Origin of the sequence: Brevundimonas sp., assembly GCF_035626535.1 — a bacterium.
Lineage (GTDB): Bacteria > Pseudomonadota > Alphaproteobacteria > Caulobacterales > Caulobacteraceae > Brevundimonas.
Genome location: NZ_DASPNO010000059.1, coordinates 1 through 22,322, shown reverse-complemented (window position 1 = coordinate 22,322; position 22,322 = coordinate 1). Strand labels below are relative to the sequence as shown.

The window sequence follows — 22,322 nt, the reverse complement described above, 5'->3', positions numbered from 1 at the left end:
ATGTTCAGCTTACCAGCTCCCGGTGTTGGGCATGGAGATCCAGGGTTCGGCGGGCGGCAGGTGTTCGCCCTCCTGCAGCAGTTCGATGGAGATGCCGTCCGGCGAGCGGACGAAGGCCATGTGGCCGTCGCGCGGCGGGCGGTTGATCGTCACCCCGCCGTCCATCAGCCGCCGGCAGACGGCGTAGATGTCCTCGACGCGATACGCCAGATGGCCGAAATTGCGGCCGCCGCCGTAGGGCTCCGGGTCCCAGTTGAAGGTCAGTTCGACCTCGGGGGACCGTTCCGCCTCCGAGCGCGCCCGGTCGGCCGGCGCGGCCAGGAAGACGAGGGTGTAGCGGCCGGCCTCGTTCTCCATCCGGCGCACCTCCTCCAGACCGAGCAGGTCGCGGTAGAAGCGCAGCGAGGCGTCGAGGTCCGTTACGCGGACCATGGTGTGCAGATAGCGCATGGTCTTCCGGTCCTGGGGAGAGGCGGGGAGGCGGTCTCTATAGCGACCGATGGCCGCGACCGCGACTCACGCCCTGTTTCGGCAGGTGCGCCGGGCGGCGACGCCTGCTAGAGCCGAAGGTTCAGGCGCCCCGCGGGGCTTCCGTCGGGGATCGAATGTTCCGCAAGCTTTACGACTGGGTCTTCTCTCTGGCCCGACACCGGCACGCCACGCCGGCCCTCGCCGTCATCTCCTTCGCAGAGAGCTCGATCTTCCCCGTTCCTCCCGACGTGATGCTGGCGCCGATGATCCTGGCGCGGCCCGACAAGGCCTATTTCTACGCCTTCGTCTGCACCGTCGCCTCCGTTCTGGGCGGCATTCTCGGCTACGCCATCGGCTATTATCTGACCGACGTCGGCCTGTGGCTGATGAATCTGCTGGGCCATTCCGACGGTCTCGCCGAGTTCCAGCACTGGTTCGACCGGTGGGGCCTGGCGGTGATCCTGATCAAGGGGCTGACGCCCGTGCCCTACAAGCTGGTGACCATCGCCTCCGGGCTCGCGGCCTTCAGCTTCCCGGTGTTCGTTGCCGCCTCCGTGGTCACCCGCGGCGCCCGCTTCTTCCTCGAGGCCTGGGTGCTGCGCCGCTGGGGACCGGCCATGCTGGCCCAGGTCGAGAAGCGGCTGGCCATGTGGAGCATCATCGGCATCGTGTTGCTGGTCGGCGCCATCGTCGCGGTGAAGCTTCTCTGACCGGGCGAGCCGCATCGACGCCGCCCTCCGGCCCGGCTATGAACGGGGTCCGATGAGAGGCCTTTATCGACTCCTGACGCGGTGGTGGACCGCCTTCGCCCTCGCCGCCTCGCTGGCGCTGCTCGGCGCGGCGCATGCGTTCGAGCGTTTCGGCGGTCTCGCGCCCTGCAATCTCTGCCTCAAGCAGCGCGAGGTCTACTGGGGCGCGGTCGCCATCGCCCTGACCGCCACCCTGTGGCACGTGATCAGCCGGGGCAGCCGCGGCACGCCGCGCATCGCCGCCTTCCTGCTGGCGGTGGTCTTCACCACCGGCGCCGTCGCGGCGGTCTTCCACATGGGCGGCGAGAACGGCTGGTGGGAGCTGCCGGCCGCCTGCATGGGCGGCGGCGACGTCAGCCTCGAAGGCCTCGCGGCCCTGGCCATGGGCACGGCCCAGATCGAGCCGCCGGTCTACTGCGACGCGGTGACGTGGCGCTTCCTCGGTCTCAGCATGGCAGGATGGAACGCGCTGATCTCGATCGCGCTTGCGGTGTTCAGCCTGTTCGCCGCCAAGAGGCCCAAGGATGCCCGTGCGCCCCGCCCCTGACGCCGCCGCAAGGCCGGTTCGTCTGGCCCACCCGGGCCGGGGCGCCGGCCGCCGCCGCCGCGCTGAAATCCTCCGCGTCGACCACGCGGGCGAATACGCCGCCGTCCACATCTATCGCGCCCAGCGCGCCGTCTTCGAGGGTCGCGCCGGCAAGGACGCCATCGCCGCCGACATGAGAGAGATGCAGGCGCAGGAGGCCGTCCATCTCGCCCGTTTCGACGCCCTGCTCAACGCCGAACGGGTGCGACCCACGCTCATGACTCCGGTCTGGCGCCTCGCCGCCCTGGGTCTCGGCGCCGGCACCGCCCTGCTGGGCGAGAAGGCCGCCCACGCCTGCACCGAGGCGGTCGAAAGCGTCATCGAGGAACACTACGCCGAGCAGATTTCGGAACTGGCGGACCGCGACCCCGAGCTGGCCGCCGAGCTGTCGAAATTCCGCGAAGAGGAACTGGCCCACCATGACCACGCCGTCGACCACGGCAGCCGCGAGGCGCCCGGCTACGGCCTGCTCAGCGCGGTGATCAAGGCCGGCTGCCGCGCCGCCATCAAGATCAGCGAGCGGGTCTGAGCGGACGCCGGCGGCGGGGCCTGCTGGCGACCGTCCTTCGCGGCGGCGCCGCGCCGCCCTGTCATTGACCGGGCGATGGCCGGTCAGGCCGCCTTTCGCCGCCGCTTCGGCGCCGCCTTGGGCTCGCTGTCGAAGAGCTCGGCCAGCTTCTCGATCATGACGCCCCCCAGCTGCTCGACGTCGACGATGGTCACCGCCCGGCGGTACCAGCGGGTCACGTCGTGGCCGATGCCGATGGCGATCAGCTCGACCGCCGAGCGGTTTTCGATCTCGGCGATCACCTGCCGCAAATGCTTGTCCAGATAGAGGGCGGCGTTCGCCGACTGGGTCGAGTCGTCGACGGGCGAGCCGTCCGAGATGACCATCAGGATCTGCCGCGCTTCGGGCCGGCCCAGCAGCCGCTCGTGCGCCCAGGTCAGCGCCTCGCCGTCGATGTTCTCCTTCAGCAGCCCCTCGCGCATCATCAGGCCGAGGTTCTTCTTGGCCCGACGCCACGGCGCGTCGGCCGACTTGTAGATGATGTGCCTCAGGTCGTTCAGCCGCCCGGGATTGGCCGGCTTGCCGGCGCTGATCCACGCCTCGCGGGCCTGGCCGCCCTTCCACGCCCGGGTGGTGAAGCCGAGAATCTCGACCTTGACCCCGCAGCGCTCCAGCGTTCGCGCCAGGATGTCGGCGCACACTGCCGCCACCATGATCGGTCGCCCGCGCATCGAGCCGGAGTTGTCCAGCAGCAGGGTCACCACCGTGTCCCGGAACGGGCTCTCGCTTTCGGCCTTGAAGCTCAGCGGGCTGGTCGGGTCGGTGATGATCCGCGTCAGCCGGGCGGTGTCCAGCACACCCTCCTCGAGGTCGAAGGCCCAGCTGCGGTTCTGCTGCGCCATCAGCCGCCGTTGCAGCTTGTTGGCCAGCCGCGCCACCACCGACGACAGCGCCGTCAGCTGCTGGTCCAGCAGCGACCGCAGCCGCTCCAGCTCGTTGGGGTCGCACAGGTCGGCCGCGTCGATGACCTCGTCGTGGGCGGTGGTGAAGACGCGGTAGGCGTCGATCGGTCGGCCGTCGTCGCCGACCTCCTGCCGGTTGGGCAGGGCCCCCTCATTGATCTCCGGCCCCTCGTCCGAGGCGTCGCCGTCCGGATCGGCCGGGGCGCCGTCGGGGCGAGCGTCGCGTTCCTGGCCGGCGGTCTGGTCGTCGGTCGAGCCGTCCATCGACTGGCCCTCGCCGCCGCCGGCGTCGTCCTCGTCATCCTGCTCGTCGGAGGCGTCCGGCTCCTGCGGATCGGGCTCCTCGTCGCCCTTGTCGTCCGAGGCGTCGTCGCCGCGTCCGTCGCCCGGATCGAGGTCCAGCGCGCGCAGAACCTCCTTCAGCCGCGCCGCGAAGACCGTCTGGTTGCCCGCCACCTCGGTCAGGGCGTCGATCTTCGTTCCGGCCCGGCGCTCCAGGTCGCCGCGCACCAGATCGAGCAGGGCGCCCGCCCCGTCCGGGGCCCGCTGGCCGGTCAGCCGTTCGCGCACCAGCAGGGCCACCGCCTCGGCGGCCGGCACGCGCTCGGCCTCCGTGACCCGCAGCGCCCCCGACCGCTCCAGCCGCGTCAGCAGCGCCGCGTTCATGTTGGCCCGCACCCCCGCCAGAGATTGCGAGCCGACCGCCTCGACCCGCGCCTGCTCGACCGCCTCGAAGACGTCGGCCGCCCGGCTGTCGACGGGCCGCAGCCGGGCGTGCAGCCCCTCGTCGTGATTGGCCAGTCGCAGGGCCAGCCGGTCGGCCTGTCCGCGCAGCGCCGCGCTCTCGGGGCCGGCGGGGTCGCGCGGCGGATGGGGCAGGGTCAGGACGCCGTCGGCCAGCTTCGGTCCGTCCGAGCCGAACAGCACCTCCAGCTCCGACTGCTCCGCCAGCGCCCGCGCCGCATGGGCCAGCGCGCGCTTGAAGATTTCGGCGGGTGTCTCGGCGGAGGCCATGGCGTCCGGTCAGCCTTTCGCCTCAGTGCGCGTCGGGCGGCCGGGCGGCGGGGCTGAAATATTCGCTCTCCGGCTTGGGCCGCGGCGACAGCACGAAGCGCCGGTCGCAGTAGCCGCACTCGACGTGGTCGTCATCGCCCATGTCCATATAGACCAGCGGATGGCCCAGGGCGCCGCCGCCGCCGTCGCAGGCCACGCGCTTCGTCGAGACCACGATCTCTTCCGGCGGCGGGATGATCGCATCGGGGTGGCGGGGCGGCATGATCGACCTTTGGGACTGGGAGGGCGCGTCGGCGGACTCCCTAGGCGGCAAGCCCGCCGTCGTCAAACCTCGCGGGGCTTGCGGTTGAACATCCGGTCGAACAGGGCCTTGCGCCGCCGGAAGATGGTCCAGCCGAGGCAGCCCGCCGCCACCCACAGGCCGATCTCTCCGATCACCGCAGCCGGTCCGCCGAAGACCAGCAGGTCGCGCGTCCCCAGCTCGCCCATCCGGTTCAGCACGAGGATCGCCGTGAAGGCGCCGTAGCCGAGCACGCAAAACCCGAAGGCCGTCCAGCCGATCAATTTGGTCCGGGACATTCCATTACTCCGTCAAGCAAACTGTCCATAATGACAAGGATGCTAGACATCACGCCCGATTGTGTCAAGCACCGTTGACACGATGCCTTCCCGCTCAAGCGAGGGCTTGGCCGCGGCGGGTCGCGCGCCTACCTAGGCGAACCGCTCCGCCTGAAAGCCGCCGATGATCGCCCACGACCCGCTCCCCGCCAACGCCATCGAGGTCCGCGGGCTGGAGAAGACCTACGCCGGTTCGAAGAAGGCGCCGCCCAAGACCGCCCTGCGCGGCGTCGACCTGATCATCCCGCGCGGCTCGATGTTCGGCCTGCTCGGCCCCAACGGCGCCGGCAAGTCGACCCTGATCAACATCCTCGCCGGGGTGGTCAACAAGACCGGCGGCTCCGCCTCGATCTGGGGCCGCGACATCGACCGCCAGCCGCGCGACGCCCGCGCCGCGCTCGGCGTGGTGCCGCAGGAGATCGTCGCCGACGTCTTCTTCACCCCCCGCGAGGCGCTCGAGGTCCAGGCCGGCTTCTACGGCGTGCCGGCCCATGAGCGCCGCTCCGACGAGCTGCTGGCCGCCCTCGGCTTGACCGACAAGGCCCACGCCTATGTCCGCACCCTGTCCGGCGGTATGAAGCGCCGCCTGATGGTGGCCAAGGCCCTGGTGCACAATCCGCCCATCCTGATCCTCGACGAACCCACCGCCGGCGTCGACGTCGAGCTGCGCCGCCAGCTCTGGGAGTACGTCCGCCGCATCAACGCCGAGGGCGTCACCATCCTGCTGACCACCCACTATCTGGAGGAGGCGCAGGAGCTCTGCGACACCATCGCCATCATGAACCGCGGTGAGGTGGTGGCGTGCGAGCCGACGCCGCAGCTGCTGCGCCGCCTCGATACGCGCAACGTGGTGGTCAGCCCCGAGGGCGAACTCGCCGGCGCGCCCGCCCTGCCGGGTTTCGAGGTCACCCCCCGCCCGAACGGCGCCTTCGCGGTCAGCTACAAGAAGGGCCAGTCGTCGGTGGAGCAGGTCCTCGCCGCCGTCCGCGCCGCCGGCGTCACCATCGCCGACATCTCCACCGAGGATCCCGATCTGGAAGACGTCTTCCTCGCCCTGACCTACGGCGACGCCGGGCAGGGGGATCCGACGAGGGACTGACGGAGGCCTTGCCGGGAGTCAGCGCAGGGCGAGCACGTCGGAAAGCAGCATCGGCTCGCTCTGCATCCGCCGGATGAGGGCCCACTGTTCCTCGGGCGACCTGCCGCGCATGACCTGTTCCACCGCGTACCAGCCGAAGTCCGAGGCGATCAGGAACGAGCCGAAGGCGGAGATCATCCGGATGGTCTGCTGCGCCGCCTCCGGCGTCTGAAGCCGGTATTTGACCAGCAAGGCCCGCGCGGTCTCCTCGTCGATCGCGCCGGTCAGGAAGTCCCGGGTGATCGTGGCCGTCGATCCCAGCAGCCGCGGCCGCGCCGTCAGATAGGCCCGCCATTGCTCTTCGTCCTGCATCGTCAGACCGGCGAGGGGGTACAACACGTCCCGCTGGAAGGCGATGCGCTCCTCAACCGGGAAGGCCAGGTAGACGCCATGTTCGGCGATCGCCTCGGCGACCGGGAAGACGGGTTCGCTGTCGATCGCCGCCCCCCATTCAGACCACCCCCTGGCCCGGTACAGGGCCCTGTCCAGGGTGAGGAGGTGGACGTGATGGCCCGGATAGACCTCATGACAGGCGTTCTGCAGCAGCCGGTCGACGTCTGTCGGTATGACCCGGCTGATCCGGACGACGCTGCGGCCGTTTCCGCGGTACATCGTCTGCGCGGGCGTGAGGTCGTCGTCGACGAACTCCACCTCGACCGTCTCCGGTTCGAGCGGCGCATGGGCGGCGGTCCGGCGTCGGCACTCTGCCAGGGCGGCGTGAAACACGGCTTCGATCCTGTCCGCCGGGACGGCGGCCGACCGCCGCATCGCCGCGATCCGTTCCGGCAGCGTTCCTTCGCCGGGCATGGTGGCCTCGAGACCGGCCAGGGTCGCGTCGTAGTCCGCGAGCGCCGGGAACTGCGGCGTGAACCCGAACCGCCGCTGGACCTCCTCCGCGACGTCCAGCGGTTCAGCCGGCGGCCGGACGCGCAGGTCCAGAGCGGCCAGGCGAGCGCGCAGCGATCGGCGGCGCATATCCGCCACTGCATCATCTGTCGGAACCAGCGCATCCAGCCGGCCGATCAGCGCTTCAGCCGCCTCTCCGATCTGAGCGGATGTGCGGGCTTCCGCCTTGGCGCCGGCCAGCTGTTCGGCGAGGCCCATATCCACCTCGACGTTCGGGGATTGGAGGAGTTGGGCGCCCAGCGCCAGTTCGGCGTAGTCGAGGGCGATCTCGTCGACGGGATCGGCCCGCACCGGCGTGGCGCCGCCGAAGAACAGGATCAGGCCGGACAGCAGGCAGAGCAGCTTTTTCACGGGGAGCTCCTCGGTCGATGGGCCGAGGCTGTCTCAACCTCCCGGTCTTGGCAATGTCGGATCCGGCGTGGTGACGCCGACGACGGGCGAAGTCCGGGGCTCCGGGTCCACCGCAAACGAAAATGGGGCCGCCGGCGGCGACCCCATTCGACGGCGCTGGCCGTGGGGTCAGTCGGGGCTGACTTCGTTTTGCTGCAAGCGCCGGGGCCCCTCACGGCCGCTCTCGGTGCCGGTATCGCGGTCCCGGCCCTCCGGGGCGGCCCCGGCGCTTCCGGACGTGTCGCCGCTGCTCTGGTTGCCGGCGGCCGAGCGAGTCTCACCTGATCCGGACTGCGCGTCCCGGAGGCTGCGGCGGTTCAGCTCGGCGGTGGTGGCCCGGGCGTCAGCAGCGCCGCCCGCCGTGGCGGAGGCGCGGCGCAGGGCGGTGTCGACGTCCCCATCGGCCGAGCCGCTGCCGTTCGCGCCGGTTCCGCCGGCACTGACCGAAGCCGAACCGTCGACACGGGCGCTCGCCGACGCGTTCGGCGGGGTGACGGACGGCGGGGCGACGGAGGGGATCGAGGCCGGCGGCGTGCTGACCGACGGAACGCTGACCGCGGGGGTCCGGACAGACGGCACCGTCACCGGCGGGGTGCTCACCCGGGGAACCTGAACGGGCGGCGTCCGGACAACCGGCACGCTCGGAACGACCTGGGCGGAAGCGGCGCTCGCAAGAGCAGTAGCGGCCGCGGAGAGAAAGAGTACGAGTTTCATCTTGTAATTCCTTTGCTTCCCCCTCGCCCCTCTAAACCCCCCGCCGCGTTGAGGGGTTCCTCCGGCTCAGCTAGAAGACGCGTCCCACGATCAGCCCCACGCCCAGGTCGGGGGTGCTGTCGGTCAGGCCCACGGTCCCGTAGCCGGTCAGCGCCCAGCCTCCCTGCGAGTCGATCCGGAAATAGGGGTTGATCATCAGCTGCTCGTCGAAACCGTCCAGATAGGCGGAGCGGTACGTCGCCTGAACGCCGAAATTGGCGCGCGGATGGGAGGCGTAGTTCACGCCCACCATCGCCGTCGGCCCGTCCTCGAGCTCGAAGGCCGCCGGATCGCCCAGCCACTGGTACCCGATACTGCCCGTCAGGGTGAAGCTGTCGCTCAACGGCTGCCGGACTCCGAGCTGAACATTGTAGTCGGTTTCGCCCGTGCCCAGATCCTCGTCGGCCGTCGGCAGCTTGACACCTGCGCCCAGCTCCCACTGGGTCCGCCCCGCGACGGGCTCGACCAGCTGATAGGTCGCGGACATCGTCACGTCGCCGAGCCCCGAGCGCGTGGTGACGGGCCCCGCTCCGGGAATGACGACCCCGCCGACCACGGCTCCGGCCGGCCCCTTGACCCGCAGGTAGGGCACGGCGGCCTCGAAGCGCCAGCGTGGCGTCGTGGCCCGTAAACCGAGCGGGGCGTAGAGGACTTCCGTGTCCTCGGCCGCGCCGTACGAGCCTTTCGAATAGTCGACGCCGATGGACGGCTCCCACGTGACCTGGGCCACGGCTGCCGACGGGATGAGGATGAGGACCGCAGCGGCGGTTGCGACGAGATGTGATTTGGCCACGATGAGATTCCGCGATGTTTAACCGTCGCCTTAATCCCGCAGTGGGCTTTCGGTTGCTCGCCGGCAGGTGAGCATGGGCGAACAATGTCGGAGGGATGGGCGAGGGGGTGTCGCCGGAGGCCCCTGCGACCGCCGTCTCGACCCTAGACCACCATCACCGTCCCGATCAGCAGCCGCGCGCCTCTGCGGCCCAGCGTCCGGTCCGTGGCGGCCTGCAGCTGGGCCACCAGCCGCTCCACGTCCGGCGGCGCGCCGGGCAGCAGGCTGTTCGCCGCCGTCTGCACCACCGCCGCATAGGCGGCCCTCAGCCGCGGCGCGGACTGCGCCACCCGCTCCCGCAGCGCCGCGTCGGGCGTGTCCAGCCCGGTTTCGACCGTCATCACGCCGCGCCGTCCGCCGGAACGCATCACATTGGCGGTGATGGTCGGCAGACGCAGATAGCTGTTCTGCGGCGCGCCACCGCCGCCGCCGCCGGTCTTGCGGGCGGTGTCCTTCAGTCCAGGTAGGGCGCGACGATCCATGCCGGCGAACCTGCCATGCACGGTTTAAGGCCCGGTTACGGGTCCCCATGGCAGGGTCGGCCAGCGCCGTCGCGCCTCGTCTCCCTCGGCGACCTCGACCAGCCGCCCCGTCTCCACGTCGGCGGCCACGACGACGTTGTCCACGCCGGTCCAGACGCAGCCGCCCGTCTGCCGCCGGACCTGGGCCAGCACATAGACGCGCGAGCCGTCCGGCGACCAGCCCATGCCGCGGGTCGTGGCGTCCGGCTCCGGCAGGCTGGCGCACCCGTTCCGCCGGCCCAGTTCGGCGATGGCCGCCTCGCGGATCGTCGAGGTCTCCTCCGCCTGCGCCCGGGCGTCCACCGTCCACAGCCGGAAGGTGCTCCACGCGGCGTTGCCGGAGTCATTGACGAAAAACCGTTCGGAGTCGGGCGACCACGAGAGCCGGGACGCGGCCCTGACCTCTCCGACCGGGCTGCGCCGCAGGAAGCCCGCGCTCAGCAGCAGGGTCGGGTCGCTCTCGCCGCCGTAGACCACGCTCATCGTTCCCCCCGGCGATTTGATCGTGGCGGGCCTGACTTCCAGCGGCGTCGAGCCGGTGGCCGGAGCCGCGTCCCTCGATGGCTCCGACGTGCAGGCGGCGACGGCGACACACGCCGCCAGACCGAGGCGCCGGAAACCCTTCACGCCGCCACCCCGACCGCCTTCGGCTCCATCGGCTTCAGGTCCAGCAGGGTGAACAGCGCCGCATCCTCGTCCTGTTCCGGGTTCGGGGTGGTCAGCAGCTTGCCGCCGACGAAGATGGAGTTGGCCCCGGCGAGGAAGCACAGCGCCTGCATCTCCGGGCTCATCGTCTCGCGCCCGGCCGACAGCCGCACCATGGCCCTGGGGCAGACCAGCCGCGCCACCGCCACCGTCCGCACGAATTCGATCGGATCGATCTCGCCCTCCCGCTTCACGCGGTCGCCAAGCGGGGTTCCGGTCACCGGCACAAGCGCATTGACCGGCAGACTGTCGGGGTGCTCGGGCAGGGTGGCCAGGGCGTGCAGCAGCCCCGCCCGGTCGCGCCGGCTCTCCCCCATGCCGACGATGCCGCCGCAGCAGGTGCTCATCCCCGCCTCGCGTACATGGGCCAGCGTATCCAGCCGGTCCTGATAGGTCCGCGTCGTCACCACCTCGGCGTAGTAGTCCGGCCCGGTGTCGAGGTTGTGGTTGTAATAATCCAGCCCGGCCGCCTTCAGCTGCCGCGCCTGATCGGCCGTCAGCATCCCCAGCGTGGCGCAGGTCTCCAGCCCGAGCGCCTTCACCCCGGCGATCATCGTCGCCAGCTTCGGCGTGTCGCGGTCCTTCAGCTCGCGCCACGCCGCCCCCATGCAGAAGCGGCTGGCCCCGCCCGCCTTCGCCGCCATGGCCTCGGCCAGCACCGCCTGCGCGTCCATCAGCTTCTCGGCCTTCAGCCCGGTCTGGAAACTGGCCGATTGCGAGCAGTAGCCGCAGTTCTCGGCGCAGCCGCCGGTCTTGATCGACAGCAGCTGGCTCTTTTGCACCTCGGAGGGATCGAACCAGCGCCGGTGCACGGTCGCGGCCTCGAAGACCAATTCCATGAAGGGCCGGGCGAACAGGGCCTCGACCTCTTCCAGGGTCCAGTCGTGTCGGGGAACGGACAGATCGCGCGTCATGGCCGCTTCCCTGACGCAGGCCGCGCGCTATCGCAACCCCGCGCGCCCCTAGACGTCCATGATGATCTCGCCCCGCTTCAGGTCGATCACCACCCGCTGGAACACGCCCAGCACGTCGACGCCCATCAGCATCGCGGGCGTATTCTCCAGCCCCAGCAGCCGGAAGATGTGGAAGTCGCCCATCAGCACGGCCAGCCGGTCCAGCACCAGTTCGTCGAAATGCACCGCCGACACGACCATGGCCTGCGCCAGCGCCGCCCGCCCCGTCGGCGACTGCACCAGCGCATTGCCGGTCGAGGCCGCGCGGCTCTGGAACGGCCGGGCGCCAGCGGCCTCGGCGAGGGCCGGGTTGATCAGCGTGACCTGTGCCCCGGTGTCGACCACGGCCTGCACCGCCTGGCCGCGAACCAGGGCGTTGACCACCATCAACTCCGCGCCGCCCCCGCGCGGCGGCTGGAACCGCACCCGAGGCCGCACCACGCCGAGGAACTGGTCTGGATCGGGCCGCGACCGGCTGATCGACGACCGGCCTCCGCCGCGAAAGCGCATCACCAGCCGCTGCTCGGCCAGCAGATCGAGCCCGAGCAGACCGTCCAGTCCGATCAGGCCGGGGCGGGAGCCGACCGCCATCCGCGCCTCGCCCACCGACAGCGATCCGCTCGACAGGGTGCGCGCCCGGACCGCGGGGACGCGCTCCAGTCCGATCACCGTGTGCATGTCCACTTCGCCCGCCGGCGCGATCCCCAGCCGCTCCACCAGATCGCTGGCGACGACGGAGGCGCTGGCCGCCGTGTCGACGGCGAAACTGAACGGTCCCTGATCGTTGATGAAGACCGGCACGGTCGAGCGGCGCACCCGGTCCGTCGTCTGGTCGGCGCGGAACTCGTCGACCCGCGGCTCCTGCGCCAGCACAAGGCCGGGCGCGGCCAGCGCCCCGAGCAGGGCGCCGCCCAGGACGCGTCGACTGAGTCCGTCTGCCGTCATCACGCTCCTCCCCGGGCGGATGGTGGCATGGAAACCGGCGGTCCGCGAGCCGGTAGCCCGTTTCTGTCCGAAGCTTCATATAAGGATATCCTTATATGTTCATTGCCCCTGATCGGCCGGCGGGCTATAGCGGCGCCCGATCCCAGACGCGCCAGCGGTTTTCCAGAGGCTTTCATGACCGACTACATCGTCCGCGACCTGTCGCTCGCCGCCTACGGCGAGAAGGAAATCGCCATCGCCGAGACCGAAATGCCGGGCCTGATGGCGCTGCGGGCGGAATACGGCGCGGCGAAACCGCTGAAGGGCGCGCGCATCGCGGGCTCGCTGCACATGACCATCCAGACGGCGGTGCTGATCCAGACGCTGGAGGCGCTGGGCGCCGAGGTGCGCTGGGCCTCGTGCAACATCTTCTCGACCCAGGACCACGCCGCGGCCGCCATCGCCGCCAACGGCACGCCGGTGTTCGCGGTCAAGGGCGAGACCTTGGTCGAGTACTGGGATTACGCCCACAGGATCTTTGAATGGGCGGACGGCGGCTATCCGAACCTGATCCTCGACGACGGTGGCGACGCCACCCTGCTGTGCGTGCTCGGACCCAAGGCGGAGAAGGACCCCTCGGTCCTGAACAATCCGCAGAACGAGGAGGAGGAGGCCCTCTACGCGGTGATGAAGCGGTATCTGAAGGAGAAGCCCGGCTTCTATTCGGCCATCCGCGACGCCATCGGCGGCGTCTCCGAAGAGACCACCACCGGCGTGCACCGCCTCTACCAGATGGCCGAGCGGGGCGAGTTGCCGTTCCCCGCCATCAACGTCAACGACAGCGTCACCAAGTCCAAGTTCGACAACCTCTACGGCTGCCGGGAATCGCTCGTCGACGCCATCCGCCGCGGCACCGACGTTATGCTGTCCGGCAAGGTCGCCGTGGTCTGCGGCTACGGTGATGTCGGCAAGGGCTCGGCCGCCTCGCTGCGCCAGGGCGGAGCCCGGGTGGTGGTCACCGAGATCGATCCGATCTGCGCCCTGCAGGCCGCCATGGAAGGCTATGAGGTCCAGACCCTCGAGGACGTCGCCGGCAAGGCCGACATCTTCGTCACCGCCACGGGCAACAAGGACGTCATCACCGTCGACCACATGCGGGCGATGAAGAACAACGCCATCGTCTGCAACATCGGCCACTTCGACTCGGAGATTCAGGTCGCAGGCCTGAAGAACTTCAAGTGGGACGAGATCAAGCCGCAGGTCCACCACATCGAGTTTCCGGACGGCAAGAAGATCATCCTGCTGTCGGAAGGCCGTCTGGTGAACCTCGGCAACGCCACCGGCCATCCGTCCTTCGTGATGAGCGCCAGCTTTACCAACCAGACGCTGGCCCAGATCGAGCTGTGGACCAACAAGGCGCAGTACCAGAACCAGGTCTACGTCCTGCCCAAGCATCTCGACGAGAAGGTCGCCCGCCTGCACCTCGACAAGCTGGGCGCGAAGCTCACCACGCTGAAGCCCGAGCAGGCGGACTACATCTCGGTCCCCATCGAGGGTCCCTTCAAGCCGGACCACTACCGCTACTGACCACGGGCGACGGACGGACGGCGATTGTCCGCCGCCCGCTTGCGCCGTATGCTCCACCCGATATATATCAAGTTATATAACTTGATATGCAGAGCGTTGTCATGATCGAGGATGTTGTTCGCCAGAGCCCCCACCTGTTCCTCGGAAGCCGCCTCAAGCGCTTGGGGGAACGGATGCAGGCCGAGGTGGCGCGCGTCGTCGAGCATGCCGGCCTGCCGATCCAGCCGGCCCAGTATCCCCTGCTGGCGGCCCTCGACCGCCATGGGCCGATGTCCGTCGGCGACCTCGTGCTGGCGACCGGCGTCAGCCAGCCCGGGGTGACCCGCAACCTCGCCCGTCTGGCCGACGCCGGACTGATCGCCACGGACGCCCCGGGCGCCGACCGCCGCCGCAAGGTCGTGTCCCTGACCGATCACGGCCGCGAGTTGATGGACCGGTCCCGGCGCGAGGTCTGGCCCCATGTCGAGCGGGCGGTGGTCGAGCTGTGCGCCGAGATCGACCCCCGGCTGACCAGCCGGATCGACGCGGTCGAGGCGGCCCTCGACCGCAAGTCCCTCGACCGCCGGGCGTTGGAGCCGGTCCGCGCCGGGCTCGAGATCCTGCCCTTCTCGGACGAACTCGCCGGCGCCTTCCATGACATCAACGCCCGCTGGATCGAGACGATGTTCGTCCTCGAGCCCACCGACCGCGAGGTGCTGGAGAACCCGCGCCGGAAGATTCTCGAGCCGGGTGGAGACATCCTGTTCGTCCGCGCCGGCGACCTCGGCGTCGTCGGGGCGTGCGCGCTGCAGAAGACCGGACCGGACCAGTTCGAACTGACCAAGATGGGCGTCCTCGAAAGCGCGCGCGGACGCAAGGCCGGCGAGTTCCTGCTCCACGCCACGATCCGCCGCGCGATGGATCTGGGCGCGACCCGGCTCTACCTGCTCACCAATCGCAAATGCGCCCCCGCCATCCACCTCTACGAAAAGGCCGGCTTCGAGCACGATGCCGGGATCATGGCCGAGTTCGGAAGCCGCTATGCGCGCTGTGATGTCGCCATGCTGTACCGGGGCCCGCTACTGGCTTCGCCGTCGCCCGCCGCCTAGAGTGCGGCCATGAACGCCTTCGACATTCTCATCATCCTGGCCATCATCGCGGTGGCGATCACCCTCGCCTTCGGCATCCGCTCGCTCTACCAGACCGGCCCGGAGGCACGCTCGCGCTCCAACAAACTGATGCGCCTGCGGGTCGCCCTGCAGGCCCTCGCGGTCGTGCTGCTGGTCACCGGCATGTGGTGGAAGTCCACGCACGGGGGCTGAACCGGATGGTGGTGCTGAACCGCATCTATACGAAGACCGGCGACGGCGGCGAGACGCGGCTGGCCTCCGGCGCACCGGTGTCCAAGACCGACCCCCGGGTCGAGGCCTACGGGGCCGTTGACGAACTGAACGCCGTCATCGGCGTGGCCCGCCTCCACGCCGGCCAGAACGACCGCATCGACGCCATGCTGGGCCGCATCCAGAACGAGCTGTTCGACCTCGGCGCCGACCTCGCCACCCCGCACGATCCGCCGCCCAAATGGGAGGCCCTGCGCATCCTCGACAGCCAGGTCGAGCGGCTCGAATCCGAGATCGACTGGATGAACGAGAGCCTTGGGGCCCTCGACAGCTTCATCCTGCCCGGCGGCTCCGCCCTGTCGGCGCATCTGCATCTGGCCCGCACTGTCTGCCGGCGCGCCGAGCGCGACGCGATCCGGGCCCGCGAGGCGGGCTGCGAGCTTTCGCCAGTCGCCCTCCGCTATCTGAACCGGCTGTCGGACCATCTGTTCGTGGCCGCCCGCCGGGCCAACGCCAATGGCGCCGACGACGTCAAATGGACTCCCGGCGCGACCCGCTGACCTAACGGCCGGCGAGGGCCTCGCGCTGGCGCTCCACCTCGGCGTCCCGCGCGGCCCTGGCCGCGTCGAGCCGGTCCTCCAGTTCGATCAGTTCGCGGTTCTTGGCGTCCGAGGCTTCGGCCCGGCTCTGCCCGTTCGGCCGGCCGGTGATCTCGGCGATCGAGATCGGCGTGCCGCAGATTCCGCGCTCCGGGTCCCACCATCCGCCGTCGGCCTCGCAGCGCTCGCCCGGCGCGACGACCAGGGACTGGTAGGCGAACACCCCGCCCACAAGCACGGCGAAGGTCGCCAGGAACAGCACGCTCAGGCGCTTCATGGTCAGCAGGCGATGCATCGCTCTCTTCCGTTTCTGATCCGGACACCGGGCCGCAGGCCCGTTGACGCGGCGTTACGTTGACAGGCCGGGGCAGGCGTTCCATTCCCTGCCCGCACATTCCGGCGATCTCATGGACAGCGCAATGAAGGTACTCGTCCCCGTCAAACGGGTGATCGACTCCAACGTCAAGGCCCGCGTCAAGGCGGACCAGACCGGCGTCGATCTGGCCAACGTCAAGATGAGCATGAACCCGTTCGACGAAATCGCCGTCGAGGAGGCCGTGCGCATGAAGGAAGGCAAGGAGCACCACGCCGCCGGCACGGCCGACGAGATCGTGGTCGTCTCCATCGGCGCTGCCCAGGCCCAGGAGACCATCCGCACCGCCCTTGCCATGGGCGCCGACCGCGGCCTGCTGATCCAGTCCGACGCCGACCTCGAGCCCCTCGCCGTCGCCAAGCTGCTCAAGGCCGTGGTCGACGAGGAGAAGCCCGACCTCGTCCTGATGGGCAAGCAGTCGATCGACGGCGACAACAACGCGGTCGGCCAGATGCTCGCCGCCCTGCTCGACTGGCCGCAGGCCACCTTCGCCTCGAAGATCGTCATCGGGGCCGGCAAGGCGACTGTCACCCGCGAGGTTGACGGCGGTCTCCAGACCCTCGCCGCGACCCTGCCGGCCGTGGTCACCGTCGACCTGCGCCTCAACACGCCGCGCTACGCCTCCCTGCCCAACATCATGAAGGCCAAGAAGAAGGAGATCGCCATGAAGGCGGTCGCCGATTACGGCGTCGACGTTGCGCCCCGCCTGAAGGTGACGAAGGTCACGGAGCCGCCCAAGCGCGGCGCCGGCGTCAAGGTCACCGACGCGGCCGATCTGGTCGCCAAACTCAAGACCGCGGGGGTCCTGTAATGGCCGTTCTCGTCATCGCCGACCACGACGGCTCCACCGTCCGCGAGACCACCCACAAGACCGTCACCGCCGCTTCGAAGCTGGGCGGCGACGTCGACGTCCTCGTCGTCGGGCAGGGGGCGAAAGCCGCCGCTGACAGCGCCGCGAAGATCGCCGGCGTGCGCAAGGTCCTGCTCGCCGAATCCGCCGCCCTGGGTCACCAGCTGGCCGAAGCCGTCGAGGCCACGGTCATGGGTCTGGCGTCCGGCTACGACGGCTTCCTCGCCCCGGCCAGCATGGACGGAAAGAACTCCATGCCGCGCATCGCCGCGAAACTGGACGTCGCCCCGATCTCCGACATCGTCGAGGTCGTCAGCGCCGATACGTTCGTGCGCCCGATCTACGCCGGCAACGCCCTGGAGACGATCCAGACCTCCGACGCCAAGAAGGTCATCACCGTCCGCCCGACCGCCTTCGACGCGGCCGGCGAGGGCGGCTCCGCCTCCATCGAGACCGTCGCGGGCGCCGACGCCGGCAGGTCGGCCTTCGTCAGCGAAGAGATGGTCAAGTCCGACCGCCCCGAGCTCGGCGCCGCCAAGATCGTCGTCTCCGGCGGCCGCGCCATGGGCTCGGCGGAAGAGTTCCACGCCGTCATGGACCCGCTGGCCGACCGGCTGGGCGCCGCCGTCGGGGCCTCGCGCGCCGCGGTCGACGCCGGCTACGCCCCCAACGACTACCAGGTCGGCCAGACCGGCAAGGTCGTCGCCCCGGCCCTCTACATCGCCATCGGCATCTCGGGCGCCATCCAGCACCTCGCCGGCATGAAGGACTCGAAGATCATCGTCGCCATCAACAAGGACGCCGACGCCCCGATTTTCCAGGTCGCCGACTTCGGCTGGGTCGCCGACTACAAGACCGCCGTCCCGGAGCTGATGAAGGCGCTGGGGTAGGGTTCCGTCAACCCGGAACGAGACGGGCGCGGCGCCTTCGGGCCCGCGCCCTTTCCCGTTCACACGCTTGCGCTCAGGGCGACCAGCAGCTCGTCCAGCTGTTCGAACTGTTCCGGCATCCCTTCCTCCGCCCCGTGACCGGCCTCGAGAGCCTCCTTCGAGGGGTAGAGCTCGTGGACCGTCAGGAGCGTCCGGCCGTCCCGTTCCTCGAAGGTCACCGTGGTCACGGCGCCGTCCTCGCTCTCCTCGTTCGTCCAGACGAGGCGCGAGGGCGGGGTCACTTCGAGATACCTGCCGACGAACGCCATGGACTCCGAGGCGTCGTGTCCGAACTCGAGGCGGTAGCCGCCCCCGGTCCGAACGTCCATCTCGCACGAACGCAGGGGCACGCCGATCGACTTCGGCGCCCACCAGCGCTTCATCAGCTCGGGCTTCGTCCACGCCTCGAACACGATGCGGGCGGGGGCGTCGAAGGTTCGCGTGACGACGAGCTCGCGCCCGGAGGTCCGTTCGATGGTGGTGCGGTCAGGCATCGCGTGTTTCCTTGCGTTTGAGGTCCTCGATAACCCCGTCCAGCGCGTCGAAGCGCGCCGCCCAGAGCTGACGATAGGTCTCGATCCAGGCCGCCTCTTCCTCCAGCCTGCGCAGGCCGAGCCTGCAGGTCCGCACCCGCCCGACCTTCTCCGTCTCGACGAGCCCGGCCTGCTCCAGCACGCCGACGTGCTTCTTCATGCCCGTGAGAGTCATGTGAAACCTGTCGGCCAGCTCCGTGATCGAGGCGTCCGACTGTCCGAGCTGCTCCAGAACCCCACGGCGGGTGGCGTCCGAAAGGGCGGAGAAGGAATCGCTGAGGCGGGATGTCGAATACTGAACCATTTGGTGCAGTGTTAGCGCGCGGAGGGGCGGCAGGCAAGGGGCGGCGAAGAAAGGAACGGGCCGTTGAAATTCAGGTGCCGCCCTGATCTCCCATTCCCATGGCCAGCCTCCCCGTCCGCCTCACCCCCGGCGCGCCCGCCTGCCCGGATCGTACAGTTTCCGGCGTTTGTCCCGTGAGGTAGGCTGGGAGTCATGAAGGCGATCGACCCAACGGAGAGACGCGGCAAGCTTCGGGAAATCCTCAAAGCAATCGCCGTGATCATCCCCGTGTTCGCGATCGTGGATTTCTTCTCCAGCCCGGAGAAGGCGTTCCTGGCCTCTGTGGTCACGGCGGTCTTGTGGACCGCGGCCGAGGAGCGTTGGGCGCACAGCCACAGGGCAGGCTTCTGGTGGATTCTCGTCCTCGCCGCGCTCGCCACGCCACAGCGATCTGGCTCATTCCGATCGATCGGGAATTCAAGGCTTCGCTCGTGGTCGGCCACGTACTGGCGGCGTCGGAACTCTTCCTGCTGTACTGGCTGCTCGGACGACTCGGCCGATCAGACGAGAGCCGCCTTACCGACTTGTAATGTTTCCGCCTTTGACGGATCAGCGCCAAGCCTCTTGTAATCCCCCCTCGTTCTGCGCCGCCGGCGCATCAGGGGAGCGTCCGATGACCGTCAACCGCCTGCGGGGCCCCAGCCTCGCCGCCCTCGCCTGCGTGCTCGCCGGCGCCATGGCCCTGTCCGCCTGCGCCACCACCGCCGGCGACGATACGCCCGCCGCGGACGGCTCCTCCGACGCCGAGGCGCGCGAGCCCCTCGCCCGCGGGCTCGACTACGCCGCCAACCCCGATCCCTTCCCCTCGACCTATCGCGGCCTGCCGCGCGAGAACATGGCCATCCTGGGTGGCACAGTGTTCGACGGGGCCGGCCGGCGCATCGAGAACGGCGTGGTCATCGTCACCGACGGCCGGGTCGCCGCCGTCGGCGGGGCCTCGACCCCGATCCCGGCCGGCCACCGCCGCGTCGACGCCGCCGGCCGCTTCGTCACTCCCGGCATCATCGACACCCACAGCCACCTCGGCGTCTATCCGTCGCCGGGCGTACAGGGCATGAGCGACGGCAACGAGGCGACCCAGCCCAACACCGCCGAGGTCTGGGCCGAACACTCCATCTGGCCGCAGGACCCCGGCTTCAACGCCGCCCGCGCCGGCGGCGTCACCACCCTCCAGATCCTGCCGGGCTCGGCCAACCTGTTCGGCGGCCGCGGCGTCACCGTCCGCAACGTCCCGTCGGTGACCATGCAGGGCATGAAGATGCCCGGCGCCCCCTACGGGCTGAAGATGGCCTGCGGCGAGAACCCCAGCCGCGTCTACGGCGGTCGCAACTCCTCGCCGGCCACCGGCATGGGCAATGTCGCCGGCTACCGCGCCGCCTTCATCGCCGCCCGCGAGTACAAGGCCAAATGGGAAAAGTGGCGCGAGGACGGCGAGGGTTCGCCCCCGACCCGCAACCTCGAGCTGGAGACCCTCGTCGGGGTCCTCGACGGTTCGGTGCTGATCCAGAACCACTGCTACCGCGCCGACGAGATGGCGGTGATGATCGATATCGCCAGGGAGTTCGGCTACCGCATCACCGCCTTCCACCATGCGGTCGAGGCCTACAAGGTCGCGCCGTTGCTGGCCCGCGAGGGCATCTGCGCCGACATGTGGACCGGCTGGTGGGGCTTCAAGATGGAGGCCCTCGACGGGGTCGAGGCGAACGTCGCCCTCGTCGACGCCCCGCCCGGCGGCTGCGCCGTCATCCACTCGGACGACGCCGAACTGACCCAGCGCCTCAACCAGGAAGCCGCCGCGGCCCTCGCCGCCGGCCGCCGCATCGGCATGGCCATCCCTGAAGAGCGGGCCATCGGCTGGATCACCCTCAATCCGGCGAAGTCGCTCGGCATCGCCGACCAGACCGGCTCGCTGGAAGCCGGCAAGCGCGCCGACGTGGTCATCTGGAGCGCCAATCCGTTCAGCGTCTACGCCCGGGCCGACCAGGTCTTCATCGACGGCGGCCTGGCCTTCGACCGCTTCAACCCCGCCTACCAGCCGGTCTCCGACTTCGAGCTCGGCCAGCCCGGCTACGGCGTTTCCGCCGCCAACGTGACGCAGGGAGCCCGCTGATGCGCCTCAGGACCCTCATCCTCGCGGCCGCTTCGGTCGCCGTCCTCGCCGGCCCCGCCCTCGCCCAGGAGCTCACCGCTATCACCGGTGGCCGCGTCCTCACCGGCGCCTCGGTGATCGAGAACGGGACCGTCGTCATCCAGAACGGCCGCGTCGTCTCGGTCGGGACCGGCGCCGCCCCCTCGGGCGCCCGCGTCATCGACGCTCGCGGCAAGGTCGTCGCGCCCGGCTTCGTGGCCGTCGACTCCGGCCTTGGCGGTTCGGAGATCTCGTCGGTCGGCGACTCCGACGACCTGACCAACGGCGCCAACTCCATCAGCGCCTCGTTCGACGTCTCCTACGGCCTCGATCCGTGGTCCTTCACCCTGCCGGTGGCCCGTCTCGGCGGCATCACCCGCGCCATCGTCGTCCCCAATCATCCGGGCGGCTCGGGCGGTCACAACCACCAGGACGACAGCGACTTCGCGGGCGTCGGCGACGGCGGCTTCCAGTCGCCCAGCCTGTTCGCCGGTCAGGCGGCCATCATCCATCTCGCCGAGGGGACCGACATCCTCGTCAAGCCGCGCGTGGCCATGGTCGCGCCGTTCGGCGAGGCCGGGGCCGGCGTCGCCGGCGGGGCCCGCGGGGCCGAGTTCGTCCAGTTCAAGGAAACCCTCGCCGAGGTCCGCCTCTACGCCCGCAACCGCGCCGCCTACGACCGCGCCGGACTGCGCGACCTGTCCCTGTCGCGGGCCGATCTCGAGGCCCTGATCCCGGTATCCAACGGGACCATGCCGCTGATCGTGACCGTGCATCGCGCCGCCGACATCCTGCAGGTCCTGCGGCTCGCCCGCGAGGAAGGCGTGAAGATCATTCTCGACGGGGCCGAGGAGGGCTGGCTGGTCGCCGACCAGATCGCCGACGCCGGCGTGCCGGTGCTGCTCAATCCGATCTCCAACCTGCCGGGCAGCATCGAGACCCGCGCGACGCGGATGCAGAATGCCGCCGTGCTCGACGCCGCCGGCGTGACCATCGCCATCAAGGGCAACGAGGGCTCGATCCACCGCGCCCGCGAGACCCGCTACAACGCCGGGAACGCCGTTTCGCACGGCCTGTCGTACGAGTCGGCGATCGAGGCGATCACGGTCAATCCGGCCCGCATCTTCGGCATGGCCGGTCAGTTCGGCGAATTGCGCCCCGGCGCCGCCGCCGACGTCGTGGTCTGGTCCGGCGACCCGCTCGAGCCCCTCAGCATCGCCGAGACCATCTTCGTCAACGGCCAGGAACAGGCCCCGACCAGCCGCCAGTTCTTGCTGCGCGACCGCTACGCCCGCGGCGGCGAAGGCCCCATGCCGCCGGCGTACAGCCGCTGATCCGATTCACCTCCCCATTCGTGTCAGGCGAATGGGGAGGTGAACGCCACTCGGCCATTACTGCGCTGCAAATCCGCCGTCTGTCCGCATACTTTCCGCGGCCAACCCGCTGTTTCCGAACGACATCACCTCCGGTCCAGCGTCACGAACGCGCCTGGGAGAAACCGCGCCCATACTGGTCCCATCCCGTCGGACGGGGAGGGCGTCGGATCCACGTTCTCGATGGCGGCGGGCTGTGGTCGAGCGATGAAGCCCGGGCGATGGAGAGTCCGGGGGTCCTCGCGGAGGTCGATGGAT

Annotated in this window: 26 protein-coding genes; 12 read left to right on the top strand and 14 right to left on the bottom strand. The window is 69.8% G+C overall.

What is annotated here, in order from left to right:
• Positions 1-9: 9 nt before the first annotated feature.
• On the bottom strand, positions 10-450 hold the full coding sequence (locus VEC04_RS09215; RefSeq protein ID WP_324776076.1) for a VOC family protein: 441 nt from the start codon (positions 448-450) through the stop codon (positions 10-12).
• Between the two features lie 155 nt (positions 451-605).
• Between VEC04_RS09215 and VEC04_RS09210 the strand changes: the two genes are divergently transcribed.
• Genes VEC04_RS09210 through VEC04_RS09200 form a run of 3 tightly spaced genes read left to right on the top strand, consistent with a single transcriptional unit; the run spans position 606 to position 2,335 of the window.
• A complete protein-coding gene (locus VEC04_RS09210; protein WP_324776074.1) occupies positions 606-1,181 on the top strand; it encodes a YqaA family protein in 576 nt (191 codons plus the stop codon).
• A gap of 52 nt (positions 1,182-1,233) precedes the next feature.
• Positions 1,234-1,767: a disulfide bond formation protein B gene (locus VEC04_RS09205; protein ID WP_324776072.1), complete on the top strand. Its 534-nt coding sequence runs from the start codon at positions 1,234-1,236 to the stop codon at positions 1,765-1,767.
• Positions 1,745-2,335, top strand: coding sequence for a demethoxyubiquinone hydroxylase family protein (locus tag VEC04_RS09200; RefSeq protein ID WP_324776070.1), 591 nt, complete (start codon positions 1,745-1,747; stop codon positions 2,333-2,335). Before VEC04_RS09205 ends, VEC04_RS09200 begins: the two co-directional genes overlap by 23 nt.
• An 83-nt stretch (positions 2,336-2,418) precedes the next feature.
• Here the strand turns inward: VEC04_RS09200 and cobT are convergent, their stop codons facing one another.
• The 3 genes from cobT to VEC04_RS09185 form a co-directional block, all read right to left on the bottom strand.
• Positions 2,419-4,290, bottom strand: coding sequence for a cobaltochelatase subunit CobT (gene cobT / locus VEC04_RS09195; protein ID WP_324776068.1), 1,872 nt, complete (start codon positions 4,288-4,290; stop codon positions 2,419-2,421).
• A gap of 22 nt (positions 4,291-4,312) precedes the next feature.
• Positions 4,313-4,552 (bottom strand): zinc-finger domain-containing protein, encoded by a 240-nt coding sequence (locus VEC04_RS09190; RefSeq protein ID WP_324776066.1) that lies wholly within the window; start codon positions 4,550-4,552, stop codon positions 4,313-4,315.
• Positions 4,553-4,614: 62 nt separating this feature from the next.
• On the bottom strand, positions 4,615-4,869 hold the full coding sequence (locus VEC04_RS09185) for a hypothetical protein (RefSeq protein WP_324776064.1): 255 nt from the start codon (positions 4,867-4,869) through the stop codon (positions 4,615-4,617).
• Between the two features lie 163 nt (positions 4,870-5,032).
• On the opposite strand from VEC04_RS09185, the gene VEC04_RS09180 reads away from it, so the two are divergent.
• Positions 5,033-6,007, top strand: coding sequence for an ABC transporter ATP-binding protein (locus VEC04_RS09180; protein ID WP_324776062.1), 975 nt, complete (start codon positions 5,033-5,035; stop codon positions 6,005-6,007).
• An 18-nt stretch (positions 6,008-6,025) separates the two neighbouring features.
• Here the strand turns inward: VEC04_RS09180 and VEC04_RS09175 are convergent, their stop codons facing one another.
• The 7 genes from VEC04_RS09175 to VEC04_RS09145 form a co-directional block, all read right to left on the bottom strand.
• Positions 6,026-7,303 carry a hypothetical protein gene (locus VEC04_RS09175; RefSeq protein ID WP_324776060.1) on the bottom strand — a complete coding sequence of 426 codons (1,278 nt, stop codon included), beginning with the start codon at positions 7,301-7,303 and terminating at the stop codon, positions 6,026-6,028.
• 168 nt (positions 7,304-7,471) lie between these two features.
• Positions 7,472-8,056: a hypothetical protein gene (locus tag VEC04_RS09170; RefSeq protein WP_324776059.1), complete on the bottom strand. Its 585-nt coding sequence runs from the start codon at positions 8,054-8,056 to the stop codon at positions 7,472-7,474.
• A 70-nt stretch (positions 8,057-8,126) separates the two neighbouring features.
• Positions 8,127-8,888 carry a transporter gene (locus VEC04_RS09165; RefSeq protein ID WP_324776057.1) on the bottom strand — a complete coding sequence of 254 codons (762 nt, stop codon included), beginning with the start codon at positions 8,886-8,888 and terminating at the stop codon, positions 8,127-8,129.
• Positions 8,889-9,031: 143 nt separating this feature from the next.
• The gene (locus tag VEC04_RS09160) at positions 9,032-9,409 is read right to left on the bottom strand and encodes a Tat pathway signal protein (RefSeq protein ID WP_324776055.1); all 378 of its coding nucleotides are present in this window, start codon (positions 9,407-9,409) and stop codon (positions 9,032-9,034) included.
• A 24-nt stretch (positions 9,410-9,433) separates the two neighbouring features.
• Positions 9,434-10,075: a hypothetical protein gene (locus VEC04_RS09155; protein ID WP_324776053.1), complete on the bottom strand. Its 642-nt coding sequence runs from the start codon at positions 10,073-10,075 to the stop codon at positions 9,434-9,436.
• The gene (gene bioB / locus VEC04_RS09150) at positions 10,072-11,067 is read right to left on the bottom strand and encodes a biotin synthase BioB (RefSeq protein ID WP_324776051.1); all 996 of its coding nucleotides are present in this window, start codon (positions 11,065-11,067) and stop codon (positions 10,072-10,074) included. Before bioB ends, VEC04_RS09155 begins: the two co-directional genes overlap by 4 nt.
• Positions 11,068-11,115: 48 nt before the next feature.
• A complete protein-coding gene (locus VEC04_RS09145; RefSeq protein WP_324776049.1) occupies positions 11,116-12,051 on the bottom strand; it encodes a pepsin/retropepsin-like aspartic protease family protein in 936 nt (311 codons plus the stop codon).
• A gap of 174 nt (positions 12,052-12,225) precedes the next feature.
• On the opposite strand from VEC04_RS09145, the gene ahcY reads away from it, so the two are divergent.
• The 4 genes from ahcY (at position 12,226) to VEC04_RS09125 (ending at position 15,496) form a co-directional block, all read left to right on the top strand.
• Positions 12,226-13,617 (top strand): adenosylhomocysteinase, encoded by a 1,392-nt coding sequence (ahcY, locus tag VEC04_RS09140; protein ID WP_324776046.1) that lies wholly within the window; start codon positions 12,226-12,228, stop codon positions 13,615-13,617.
• A gap of 101 nt (positions 13,618-13,718) precedes the next feature.
• The gene (locus VEC04_RS09135; protein WP_324776044.1) at positions 13,719-14,705 is read left to right on the top strand and encodes a bifunctional helix-turn-helix transcriptional regulator/GNAT family N-acetyltransferase; all 987 of its coding nucleotides are present in this window, start codon (positions 13,719-13,721) and stop codon (positions 14,703-14,705) included.
• A 9-nt stretch (positions 14,706-14,714) separates the two neighbouring features.
• Entirely contained in the window at positions 14,715-14,918 is a 204-nt protein-coding gene (locus VEC04_RS09130; RefSeq protein WP_324776042.1) for a twin transmembrane helix small protein, read from the top strand.
• Between the two features lie 5 nt (positions 14,919-14,923).
• On the top strand, positions 14,924-15,496 hold the full coding sequence (locus VEC04_RS09125) for a cob(I)yrinic acid a,c-diamide adenosyltransferase (protein ID WP_324776138.1): 573 nt from the start codon (positions 14,924-14,926) through the stop codon (positions 15,494-15,496).
• Position 15,497: 1 nt separating this feature from the next.
• Here the strand turns inward: VEC04_RS09125 and VEC04_RS09120 are convergent, their stop codons facing one another.
• Positions 15,498-15,830 (bottom strand): hypothetical protein, encoded by a 333-nt coding sequence (locus tag VEC04_RS09120; protein WP_324776041.1) that lies wholly within the window; start codon positions 15,828-15,830, stop codon positions 15,498-15,500.
• A gap of 124 nt (positions 15,831-15,954) precedes the next feature.
• On the opposite strand from VEC04_RS09120, the gene VEC04_RS09115 reads away from it, so the two are divergent.
• Together VEC04_RS09115 and VEC04_RS09110 are read left to right on the top strand one after the other, a co-directional pair.
• Positions 15,955-16,719, top strand: a complete 765-nt coding sequence (locus tag VEC04_RS09115) for an electron transfer flavoprotein subunit beta/FixA family protein (protein ID WP_324776039.1) — start codon at positions 15,955-15,957, stop codon at positions 16,717-16,719.
• Positions 16,719-17,648: an electron transfer flavoprotein subunit alpha/FixB family protein gene (locus tag VEC04_RS09110; RefSeq protein ID WP_324776037.1), complete on the top strand. Its 930-nt coding sequence runs from the start codon at positions 16,719-16,721 to the stop codon at positions 17,646-17,648. The genes VEC04_RS09115 and VEC04_RS09110 overlap by 1 nt, the downstream gene beginning before the upstream one ends.
• Positions 17,649-17,707: 59 nt before the next feature.
• On the opposite strand, the gene VEC04_RS09105 is transcribed toward VEC04_RS09110, so the two are convergent.
• On the bottom strand, positions 17,708-18,181 hold the full coding sequence (locus VEC04_RS09105; protein WP_324776035.1) for an SRPBCC family protein: 474 nt from the start codon (positions 18,179-18,181) through the stop codon (positions 17,708-17,710).
• Positions 18,174-18,524: a metalloregulator ArsR/SmtB family transcription factor gene (locus tag VEC04_RS09100; protein ID WP_324776033.1), complete on the bottom strand. Its 351-nt coding sequence runs from the start codon at positions 18,522-18,524 to the stop codon at positions 18,174-18,176. Before VEC04_RS09100 ends, VEC04_RS09105 begins: the two co-directional genes overlap by 8 nt.
• 652 nt (positions 18,525-19,176) lie before the next feature.
• Here VEC04_RS09100 and VEC04_RS09095 point away from each other — a divergent pair.
• Positions 19,177-20,673: an amidohydrolase gene (locus VEC04_RS09095; protein WP_324776031.1), complete on the top strand. Its 1,497-nt coding sequence runs from the start codon at positions 19,177-19,179 to the stop codon at positions 20,671-20,673.
• Positions 20,673-22,025, top strand: coding sequence for an amidohydrolase family protein (locus VEC04_RS09090; protein ID WP_324776029.1), 1,353 nt, complete (start codon positions 20,673-20,675; stop codon positions 22,023-22,025). Before VEC04_RS09095 ends, VEC04_RS09090 begins: the two co-directional genes overlap by 1 nt.
• Positions 22,026-22,322 lie beyond the last annotated feature (297 nt).

What these genes read in the sequence shown, in the direction of transcription:
- VEC04_RS09215 (WP_324776076.1), bottom strand. Translation starts at nt 450, where the DNA reads ATGCGCTATCTGCACACCATGGTCCGCGTAACGGACCTCGACGCCTCG.
- VEC04_RS09210 (WP_324776074.1), top strand. Translation starts at nt 606, where the DNA reads ATGTTCCGCAAGCTTTACGACTGGGTCTTCTCTCTGGCCCGACACCGG.
- VEC04_RS09205 (WP_324776072.1), top strand. Translation starts at nt 1,234, where the DNA reads ATGAGAGGCCTTTATCGACTCCTGACGCGGTGGTGGACCGCCTTCGCC.
- VEC04_RS09200 (WP_324776070.1), top strand. Translation starts at nt 1,745, where the DNA reads ATGCCCGTGCGCCCCGCCCCTGACGCCGCCGCAAGGCCGGTTCGTCTG.
- cobT (WP_324776068.1), bottom strand. Translation starts at nt 4,290, where the DNA reads ATGGCCTCCGCCGAGACACCCGCCGAAATCTTCAAGCGCGCGCTGGCC.
- VEC04_RS09190 (WP_324776066.1), bottom strand. Translation starts at nt 4,552, where the DNA reads ATGCCGCCCCGCCACCCCGATGCGATCATCCCGCCGCCGGAAGAGATC.
- VEC04_RS09185 (WP_324776064.1), bottom strand. Translation starts at nt 4,869, where the DNA reads ATGTCCCGGACCAAATTGATCGGCTGGACGGCCTTCGGGTTTTGCGTG.
- VEC04_RS09180 (WP_324776062.1), top strand. Translation starts at nt 5,033, where the DNA reads ATGATCGCCCACGACCCGCTCCCCGCCAACGCCATCGAGGTCCGCGGG.
- VEC04_RS09170 (WP_324776059.1), bottom strand. Translation starts at nt 8,056, where the DNA reads ATGAAACTCGTACTCTTTCTCTCCGCGGCCGCTACTGCTCTTGCGAGC.
- VEC04_RS09160 (WP_324776055.1), bottom strand. Translation starts at nt 9,409, where the DNA reads ATGGATCGTCGCGCCCTACCTGGACTGAAGGACACCGCCCGCAAGACC.
- bioB (WP_324776051.1), bottom strand. Translation starts at nt 11,067, where the DNA reads ATGACGCGCGATCTGTCCGTTCCCCGACACGACTGGACCCTGGAAGAG.
- VEC04_RS09145 (WP_324776049.1), bottom strand. Translation starts at nt 12,051, where the DNA reads ATGACGGCAGACGGACTCAGTCGACGCGTCCTGGGCGGCGCCCTGCTC.
- ahcY (WP_324776046.1), top strand. Translation starts at nt 12,226, where the DNA reads ATGACCGACTACATCGTCCGCGACCTGTCGCTCGCCGCCTACGGCGAG.
- VEC04_RS09135 (WP_324776044.1), top strand. Translation starts at nt 13,719, where the DNA reads ATGATCGAGGATGTTGTTCGCCAGAGCCCCCACCTGTTCCTCGGAAGC.
- VEC04_RS09130 (WP_324776042.1), top strand. Translation starts at nt 14,715, where the DNA reads ATGAACGCCTTCGACATTCTCATCATCCTGGCCATCATCGCGGTGGCG.
- VEC04_RS09125 (WP_324776138.1), top strand. Translation starts at nt 14,924, where the DNA reads ATGGTGGTGCTGAACCGCATCTATACGAAGACCGGCGACGGCGGCGAG.
- VEC04_RS09120 (WP_324776041.1), bottom strand. Translation starts at nt 15,830, where the DNA reads ATGCATCGCCTGCTGACCATGAAGCGCCTGAGCGTGCTGTTCCTGGCG.
- VEC04_RS09115 (WP_324776039.1), top strand. Translation starts at nt 15,955, where the DNA reads ATGAAGGTACTCGTCCCCGTCAAACGGGTGATCGACTCCAACGTCAAG.
- VEC04_RS09110 (WP_324776037.1), top strand. Translation starts at nt 16,719, where the DNA reads ATGGCCGTTCTCGTCATCGCCGACCACGACGGCTCCACCGTCCGCGAG.
- VEC04_RS09105 (WP_324776035.1), bottom strand. Translation starts at nt 18,181, where the DNA reads ATGCCTGACCGCACCACCATCGAACGGACCTCCGGGCGCGAGCTCGTC.
- VEC04_RS09100 (WP_324776033.1), bottom strand. Translation starts at nt 18,524, where the DNA reads ATGGTTCAGTATTCGACATCCCGCCTCAGCGATTCCTTCTCCGCCCTT.
- VEC04_RS09095 (WP_324776031.1), top strand. Translation starts at nt 19,177, where the DNA reads ATGACCGTCAACCGCCTGCGGGGCCCCAGCCTCGCCGCCCTCGCCTGC.
- VEC04_RS09090 (WP_324776029.1), top strand. Translation starts at nt 20,673, where the DNA reads ATGCGCCTCAGGACCCTCATCCTCGCGGCCGCTTCGGTCGCCGTCCTC.